At 74.0% G+C, this 9,468-nt stretch carries 3 protein-coding genes; 2 read left to right on the top strand and 1 reads right to left on the bottom strand.

From position 1 onward, the window contains the following. Positions 1 to 78 precede the first annotated feature (78 nt). Entirely contained in the window at positions 79 to 7,449 is a 7,371-nt protein-coding gene (locus BI06_RS55110; RefSeq protein WP_206743637.1) for an RHS repeat-associated core domain-containing protein, read from the top strand. After that, positions 7,446 to 7,886 carry a hypothetical protein gene (locus BI06_RS13160; protein ID WP_051740957.1) on the top strand — a complete coding sequence of 147 codons (441 nt, stop codon included), beginning with the start codon at positions 7,446 to 7,448 and terminating at the stop codon, positions 7,884 to 7,886. Before BI06_RS55110 ends, BI06_RS13160 begins: the two co-directional genes overlap by 4 nt. Positions 7,887 to 8,072: 186 nt before the next feature. Here the strand turns inward: BI06_RS13160 and BI06_RS13165 are convergent, their stop codons facing one another. Next, positions 8,073 to 9,260, bottom strand: a complete 1,188-nt coding sequence (locus BI06_RS13165; RefSeq protein WP_043468198.1) for an ROK family protein — start codon at positions 9,258 to 9,260, stop codon at positions 8,073 to 8,075. Positions 9,261 to 9,468: the final 208 nt, after the last annotated feature.

Here is a 9,468-nt window from a genome sequence, read left to right on the forward strand (position 1 = left end):
CCGGCCGCACCGGACGCCGCCGAGCACGCCGAGCGGGCCGAGAAACTCGCCGCCGGGCGGAAGGCCCCGGAGTACCGCGTGCCGAAGGAGGAGGTGGACGACACCGGCAAGCGCCGGCGCGCCGCCCCCGGCCCGGCCCCGCTCACCCTGGAGCAACTGGCCGCCCCCGAGGCCCACGCCCCCGAGGCGCACGCCCCGGACAAGCAACCCTCCCCGGAGAAGCAGTCCGCCCCGGAGAAGCAAGCCGCCCCGCAGTCCGCCCCGCAGGCCGTCGCCGCCCAGAACTACGGCGCCTCCTACCAGGTGGGCCAGCTGGTCCTGGCCCCGCGCTACGACGCGGTCGGCTACCTGCGGCTGACGGTCACCAACACCTCGAACTTCACCTGGACCACCACCGGCCAGTCCCTCGGCCTGCACCTCTACGGCGCCGACCAGTCCCTGCTGAACTACACCGCCGCCTTCACCACGCTGCCCGCGGACGTCGCCCCCGGGACCTCCCTCACCTTCGACGCCGTCGTCCCCTTCCTCGGCCCGGGCAACTACCTGCTGGTGTACGAGATGGCGGACACCGGCAACGGCGCGTACTTCTTCTCCCACTACGGCGTGCCCGCGGCCCAGGCCGCCGCGCTGACGGTGCCGCACTACGCGCCCTCCGCGAGCGACGGCTGGCCCGCCGTCGGAGCCACCGTGGCCTCCCTCACCCAGCCGCTCTCCGCCTTCGTCGGCGACGACGCCAGCACGCCCGTCCAGGTCGAGTACCAGCTCTGCACCGACAGCGACCCGGCCAAGGGCACCTGCTGGGGCTCGGGCTGGCAGAGCGTGCCCGCGCACCCGAAGAGCTTCGGGGTGGTGACCAGCTGGACGCCGCCCGCCGGCGCGCTGCGCTGGAACACCGCCTACTGGTGGCGGCTGCGGGTCCAGGACAGCGGCTACACCTCGCCGTTCAGCGGGATGAGCCCGTTCACCGTTGTCGTCCCGCCGCCGAACGACGCCGCCCGGCTCGGCCTGGACCCGGGCGCGCTCGACGAGACCGGCGTCAACCTCTACCTCGGCAACTACACCCGGCAGGAGACCGACGCGGACTTCCCGCAGTCCGGCATCGGCCTCCAGGTGCAGCGGACGTACAACAGCGCCGGCACCGCCAACGGCTCCTTCGGCATCGGCTGGTCCTCGCTGTGGGACATGGGCATGAGCGACGCCGGCAACGGCCTCTTCACCCTGGCGCTGGAGGACGGCCGGAAGGTCAACTTCGGCCGCAACCCCGACGGCGCGCTCGTCTCCGAGTACGGCGGCACCAACGTCGGCCAGTGGGTCGAGCAGGGCCATCTGCGGCTCGCCGGACTCGACTACTACCTCGGCGGCAAGGTCCGGATGATCACCCGCGACCTCGGCATGGCCAAGCTGGAGCTCGAACGCACCTACGACAGCGGCGGCCAGGTCTCCGCCTCGGTGATGGTGCACGCCGGCGCCGACCGCAGGCTCTACCTGCGCTGGTTCGGCGGCCACATCACCACCGTCTCCACCAGCCCGAGCTTCTCCGGTCCGGGCGCGCTCACCTGGGCGTACACCTACACCGGGGACTACCTCACCAAGGTCTGCGCACCGGGCGGCGGCTGCACCACCTACAGCTACGAGACCTCCCGCCCCGACGGCGGCCCCAAGCGCCTGGTCAAGGTCCAGCAGGCGCGCGCCGAGAACACCATGACCATCGGCTACGACGGCGCGCTCGTCCAGCACATCGGCCGGGCCGACAACGCCGCCACCGGGGTCGACAACGGCTGGACGTACGACCGCAGCACCGACACCACCGGACCGACCCCGGTGCTGCAGGTGCACCGCACCGACCCGCGCGGCGTGCACACCTACTACCAGTACAACCGGGCCGGTCAGTTGGAGTACCGCTGGAACGGCACCCCGACACCGCCACCGGGCCGCACCCGGATGTTCCTGTACGACGCCTTCGGCCGGCTCACCGCCTTCGTCGACGAGAACGACAACGTCGGCCGCTACGGCTGGGACAACGTCACCGGGGCACTCGCCACCACCACCCGCTACCGCACCCCGACCCAGCCGGTCACCGAACGGACCGAGTACTACCTCAACCCCGCCTGGGCCGGCGACCCGCGCAACGGCCTGCCGGTGCGGTCGACCGACGCCAACGGCCACACCACCGAGCAGACCTACAACACGGTCGGCTCCCGGCGTACCGAGACCGACCCGACCGGCGGCGTCACCACCACCGTGTGGGGCTGCCGCGACGTGCTCGCCCAGCCCGTCGTCAACGACATCCACCCCGGGCACATGGGCCCCGGCATGATCGGCGCCTGCGGCGTCCCCGTCTCCGTCACCGACGCGGGCGGACGCACCACCCGCTACGGCTACGACGGCGAGAACGACCAGAGCCAGATCACCGACCCGGCCGGCCGGGTCGTCAACACCTTCCACGACGACCTGGGCCGGGTCACCAGGCGGACCGTCGCCGACCCCGCCAACCCCGCCGGCGTCACCACCGACTACACCTACGACCAGGCCGGCCGGCTCGCCAACGAGACCGGGCCCGCCGTCACCAACCCCGTCACCGGCGTCACCCACCGCGCCCGCACCGCCTACACCTACGACCCGGACGGCAACCTCGCCACCCGCACCGTCAGCGACCTCACCCCGGCCGCCCAGGGCGGCGACGCCCCGCGCACCACCACCTACGGCTACGACGCCCAGGACCGGCTCACCAGCGTCGCCCAGGACGGCATCACCACCAAGCGCGTGACGTACGACCAGCTCGGCAACATCACCGACAGCTGGAGCCCCAACGGCGCCCACTACGTCTACAACTACGACGTCAACGGCCGCCTCACCGCCGTCGACCTCAAGGACTTCGTCGACGACCCGGGCGCGGCCAACCAGCCGAAGCGCGCCATCCGGCTGAAGACCTTCGGCTACGACCGGGCCGGCCGGCTCTCCGCCGCCACCGACGCGATGGGCCACCTGGTCACCTACACCTACACGGCCGACGACCTGGTGCTCACCGAGAAGTACTCGCTGACCGCCCAGGACGGGAACAGCAGCCGCGAGATCACCCTCCACACCTTCACCTACGACAACGCCGGCAACGTGGTGAAGGACGTGCGCGGCGACGGCCCCGACGCCCGCACCACCACCTACGCCTACGACGCCGCCAACCGCCTCACCCGCGCCACGGCCGACCCCGGCGGACTCGACCGCAGCACCACCACCGCCTACGACAAGGCCGGTCTGGCCACCACCAGCACCGTCACCGACGGCACCCGCACCGAGACCCGCGAGAACGTCTGGGACCAGGCCACCGGTCAGCTCACCCGCACCGTGGTGCGCCCCGACGCCGGTACCGCCCTGGTCACCGGCTACCTGCGCGACGCCCACGGCCGCGTCCTCGCCTCCACCGACCCGCGCGGCATGCCGCAACCGGGCGCCCCCGGCAGCCCCGACCCGGCGTACACCACCACCACCGGCTACGACCTGCTCGGCCGGCCCAGCACCGTGACCCTCCCCGCCGCCCAGGTCGAGGACGGCACCCCCGGCGCCACCCCGACCGCCCGGCAGGCCGTCACCACCCGCGGCTACAACACCTTCGGCGAACTCACCGACCTCAAGGACTCCACCGGCCGGATCACCCGCCACCTCTACGACCAGCAGGGCCGCCGCACCGAGACCCGGCTGCCCGCCTACACCCCGCCGGGCGCCACCGCCGCCCTGAACCCCGTCGAGAAGTGGACGTACGACGCGGACGGCAACACCACCACCCACACCGACGCCCTCGGCCGCACCGTCAGCTACACCTACGACCTGCGCGACCGCCTGGTGCGCACCACCCTGCCGCCCGCCGCCCCCGGCGCCGCGTCCGGCGTCACCGTGGTGCGCCGCGACGACAACGGCAACGTGCTGTCCGTCCTCGACCCGACCGGCGCCCAGAGCCTCGCCGTGTACGACGGCATGGACCGGCGGATCTCCGCCACCTCGGTGGTCCGCAACGGCACCGCCACCCCCGACACGTACACCACCACCTACACCCACGACGACTTCGGCGACATCCTCACCGAGACCCTCGGCACGACCACCACCGGCTACACCTACGACAAGCTCGGCGAAACCGCCTCCAGCACCCCGGCCGGCCGCGGCACCACCCGCTACACCTACGACCTCGCCGGCCGCACCGCCACCGTCACCGACCCGCTCGGCCGCACCTCCAGCACCGGCTACGACCTGGCCGGCCGGCCCACCACCAAGGCCGTCGCCGACCCGGCCGGCACCGTGCTCGCCCGCACCGGCTACGGCTACGACGCCGCCGGCAACACGGTGAGCGTCACCGACCCCGACGGCCGGACCTGGCGCACCGCCTACGACGCCCGCAACCAGCCCACCACGCTCACCGACCCGCCGGTGCGCCCCGGCGACGCCGCCTCCTCCCCGGTCACCGGTCTCGGCCACGACCTGCTCGGCCGGCTCACCCGGATCACCGACGCCAACGGCAACGCCACCCACCAGCGGTACAACACCCTCGGCCTGGCCGAGACGGAGTCCCTGCCCGCCGTCCCCGCCGACCAGTCCGCCGCCGACCGGACCACCACCACCGCCTACGACGCGGCCGGACAGGTCACCGGCATCACCGAACCCGGCGGCGTCAGGCGCACCTTCGGCTACGACGGCCTCGGCAGGCTGACCACCGAGACCGGCACCGGCGGCGACGGCGACGCCTCCCGCACCTTCGGCTACGACCTCGCCGGCCGGATCACCTCCGCCTCCGCCCCCGGCGGCGCCCAGACCTTCGCCTGGGACGACCGCGGCCTGCTCACCGGCAGCCAGGGCCCGCTCGGCACCAGCTCCTTCACCTACGACGCCGCCGCCCGCCCGCTCACCGAGACCGACCCCGGCGGCGCCAGGGTCAGCTACACCTGGAGCGGCAACGCCGACCTCGCCACCGTCACCGACAGCCTCTCCGGCCTCACCCGCACCCTCACCCACGACCTCGCCGGCCAGGTCACCACCGAGAAGCGCACGTCCGGCCAGACCCCCGGACCCACCCGCACCCTGGCCTACGACGGCCTCGGCCGGGTCACCACCGACACCGTCAACGACCCCACCGGCCACCTCTCCACCCAGCTCACCTACACCTGGGACCCGGCCGGCCAACTGCTCAGCAGCGGCTCCACCGGCACCGCCGACCCGCACGGCGAGACCTACGACTACGACCCCGCCGGACGCCTCACCAGGGTCACCGACACCACCAGGGGCACCGGCACCGACTACGGCTGGGACGCCGCCGGCAACCGCACCTCCGTCACCGACTGGACCGGCACCGCCGCCCAGCACACCACCACCGGCACCAGCACCGCCGCCTACGACCCGCGCAACCGCCTCACCTCCACCACCGCCGCCGACGGCGCCACCACCAGCTACACCTTCACCCCGCGCGGCACCCTCGCCACCACGACCACCAAGAACGCAGCCGGGGCCGTCACCGCGTCCTCCAGCAACCGCTACGACGCCCTCGGCCGGCTCACCGGCGTCGACGGCCGCTCCTACGCCTACGACGCCCTCGACCGCCTCACCGCCGCCACGGCGGGAGCAGCCGCCGCGGCCTCCTTCACCTACCCAGGACTCGCCAAGGAACCGGACTCCGACGGCAGCTGGTCCTACGCCCGGGCCCTCGACGGCACCCCGCTCGCCGCGGCCCCCAGCGGCGGCGGCACCGCCCGCACCCTGCTCACCAACGCCCACCACGACGTCCTCGGCACCACCGACACCGGCAGCGGAGCACTCGCCGCCGGCCGCTCCTACAGCCCCTTCGGCAAGCCCACCGCCACCACCGGCGCCGCCCCCGGCCTCGGCTTCCAGGGCGGCTGGACCGACCCCGCCACCGGCCGCGTCCACGCCCAGGCCCGCTGGTACGACCCCGGCACCGGCCGCTTCACCTCCGCCGACGACCGGGTCCCCGGCCTCGGCTCCGCCGCCGCCGGCAACCGCTACGGCTACGGCAACGCCGACCCGCTCGGCAACTGGGACCCCAGCGGCCACTTCGGCATCGGCACCGTCCTCGGCGGCCTCGGCCACGCGCTCGAACTCACCGAGGAGGCCTTCGCCGCCATGTGGGGCGAGGGCGGCGCGGTGCTGCGCACCGTCGGCGGGGCCGTGGTGACCGCCGCCGACGCCGCCGGGGCCGTCGCGGTGGAGGGCCTCGCCGTCGCCGGCGCCGAGATCGTCGCGGTCGGCGGCACCGTGGCCGAGGCCGCGGGCGCGGCGGTGGCCTGCGCCGCCGGATGCGTGGCCGCGATCGTGGTCGGCACCGTCATCGCGGTGGCGGTCGCCGGCTACCTGATCTACGAGATCGTCAACGCCGACGGCAGCCTCAGCCCGGTGTCCACCGGCACCGGCACCGGTACCTCCCCGCGCTACGACCCCCGCGACGACCCGCGGGTCCAGCGCCCGCGCGCCAGCGGGAACACCGACCCGGCCGCCAAGAGCCCGCCGCGGCCCGCCGGCACCGTGATCACCGCCACCCGGACCAACGTGCCGCGTCCGCAGGCCACCCCGCCCAAACCGGTCGTCGTCAAGACCGGCACCAGCTGGCGCACCACCGAGGACGTCCGCACCGAGACCAGCAGCTGGTGGGACGACACCTACCTCTACACCCGCACCGACACCTGGATCACCGACACCACCTTCATCACCACCCACTACTCCGACGGCTCCTGGATCGAGAGCGGACCGCAGGTCAGCATCCGGCACCTGTGGGAGACGCTGCGCAAGGCCCTGATCGACTTCGCCAACCCGATCCAGCTGCCCACCCCCACCGACACCAACAGCCCCGACCCCCACGTCGACAACCCCGCCGAACCCGGCGGCGGCTGCGGCACCGGAGGCCCCGCCGACGACTGCCCCACCGACACCGCCGGCGCCGGCCGCCTCCCCGGCGGCGCCCTCGACCCCACCCCGACCCCGGACGACGCCGGCCGGGGCGGCAAGAAGCCGCCGGGTACGGAGGCCCCGTCCTGCGACCCGAACCCCGAGGGCGACTGGGTCGACCCGGACCTCATCAACTTCTCCCAGCGCACGGTGAACCCGAACGTCTGGGAGTACGTGGAGGCCATGATGCAGGGCACCTGGGACTGGAACCGGCCCGGAACCGCCCTTCAGGTGATCGAACGGAACGGGCAGCTGGTGACGTACGACAACCGCCGCCTGTACGCCGCGCGGCAAGTGCGACTCCAAGACCCGGGGTACCGCGTGAAGATCACCCGGCTCGACCCGCAGGCCCCGAACCCGGCCAAGAGCAGTGGGATGATCTGGGAGGACAGCTTCGAGGAGCGCATGACGAAGGGGCTGAACCGGGACGCCCAGGGCTGCCGGGTCCCCTACGAGGGCCTTGCGGAACTGCCCGAGGTGAAGAAGACCCCACGGAGGAAGAAGCGATGAGCAACCGACTCGACGACCTGTGGGCCGAGGGCAGGGCCCCGGCCTGGGACGGGCTCTTCCGTGCCGACGGGCGCTCGCGCGACGCGGAGGTGGACGGCCCGCACCTGACCGGCTTCGTCCTCGGCGAACCGGCCGACCTCGACGAGCTGATGACCGAGGACCCCGAGTGGACGACCTCGGTCGGCATCTTCGCCGAGGCCGAACTGCCGGGCGGCTCCGGGCGCCTGTACGGGGGCGGCGGCTCGCACGGCTCGGAGGGTCTGTTCGCCCGGTTCGACGCGGACGGCAGGGCCGTGTGGCTCCTCCACCTGAGCGACTCCAACGAGTTCGTCCGGATCGGCGTCGAGTGGCCGCTCGCCACCTTCACCAACAACCTGGGCGAATCGCTCACGGTCGACCTGACCGGCCCCGACTTCGGCCCCGGCCCCGTCGGCTGACGAGGGACGGCGGCGGAGCCCGCTGGAACCCCGGGTACGACGCCGACGGCCTGCGCTACCGCAGGCCGTCGGCGTCGAACGGTCGGTCGGACGGACGGCGGGTACCCGGCTGTGTCCGCCGTCACCCCCGGTGGCTTCGAGCGGTGGCCGTCCGGTGCGGACCGGTGCGGGTCCGTTGCGGACCGCTCAGGACCGGGGCGAAGTCGGCTCCGTCGTCGGAGGGTTGACCGCGAAGAGCTGTTCCTCGACCTGGTCGAGGGCGACCCGGAGGGCGCCCATGGCGACCACCTCGGAGCCGAGGGCGGCGAGGGCGACCTCGGGGGCGCGGAGGGTGAAGCGGGCGAGCCGCTCGCGCAGCGGGTCGAGGACGCCGTCCAGGCCCGCGGCCCAGCCGCCGACGACCACCAGCTGCGGGTCGATGGCCAGGACGAGCGCGGCGACGCTCTGGACCAGGCGGGTCAGGAACCGGTCGGTGGCGACCTGCGCCACCTCGTCGCCCTCGCGGGCGAGCTTCAGCACCCGGGCCACCGCCGCCTCGTCCAGCGGGTTCAGCGGCTTGCCGGTGGTGGAGAGCAGCCGCTCCGGCGTCACCTCCTGGCCGAGCAGGTGCAGGGCGCCGATCTCGCCGGCCGCGCCGCCGAAACCGCGGTGCAGGCGGCCGTTGATGAGCGAGCCGGCGCCCGGGCTGAGACCGGCCATCACGAACACCACGTCGTCGGCGCCGACCGCCGCACCCTGCCAGTGCTCGGCGATCGCGGCGAGGTTGGCGTCGTTCTCGATCATCACCGGGCAGCGGAACGAGCGCCGCAGCCGGGCCCCCAGGTCCAGGCCGGTCCAGCCGGCCATCGCGGTGCCCAACTGCACCGTGCCGTCCCGGTCGACGATGCCCGGCGTGCCGACGCCGACCGCCCACAGGTTGTCCCGGGAGACGCCGGCCTTGCGCAGCACCTCGGCGACCACCGACCGCACGGCGGTGAGCCGTTCCTCCGCGTCCAGGGTCTCCTCGACGGGTCTGAAGTGGCTGCCCACCACCACGCCGGCCAGGTCGGCGAGGATGATCCGGATGTCGTGGACGCCGATCTCGATGCCGAGGATGTGCCCGGCCTCGGCCCGGAACCGGAACCAGCGGGCCGGCCGTCCGCGCCGGCCCGCGCCGGGCTGGCCGTCCGGTTGCGGCGGCTGCTCGACCTCGGCGACCAGCCCGGTCTCCACCAGTCCCTCGATCACGCCCTCGACCGTCGGTCGGGAGAGTCCGGTGTCGCCGACCAGCTGGGTGAGGGTCACCGCATGGCCCTCGCGCAGTGCTCGGAGGGTCACCGCCGCGTTGATCCGCCGCAGTAGTGAGGAGTCGCCACCGGTGAGTCGATCCGCCAAGACGCTGCCCTTCGCCGTTCCGCGCGACTGCCCTGGCGCGCGTGCCGTGGACGCGGGCACGGCCGGCCGGGGCCGCCGGGCTGTGGTGCCGGAGGCCGCCCCCGGAGGGCCCGCGGGTGTCCGCCGCCCGACGGACCGGCACGGCGGCGCTGCGGCGCCTGCGCCGGGCCGGACGGCCTGTGCCGGATGCTACCGGGGCCCGGGCCCG

This window comes from Kitasatospora sp. MBT66, from assembly GCF_000710405.2.
GTDB lineage: Bacteria > Actinomycetota > Actinomycetes > Streptomycetales > Streptomycetaceae > Kitasatospora > Kitasatospora purpeofusca.

Bases quoted from the DNA above. Each gene is read 5' to 3' on its own strand.
- BI06_RS13160 (WP_051740957.1), top strand. From the start codon at position 7,446: ATGAGCAACCGACTCGACGACCTGTGGGCCGAGGGCAGGGCCCCGGCC.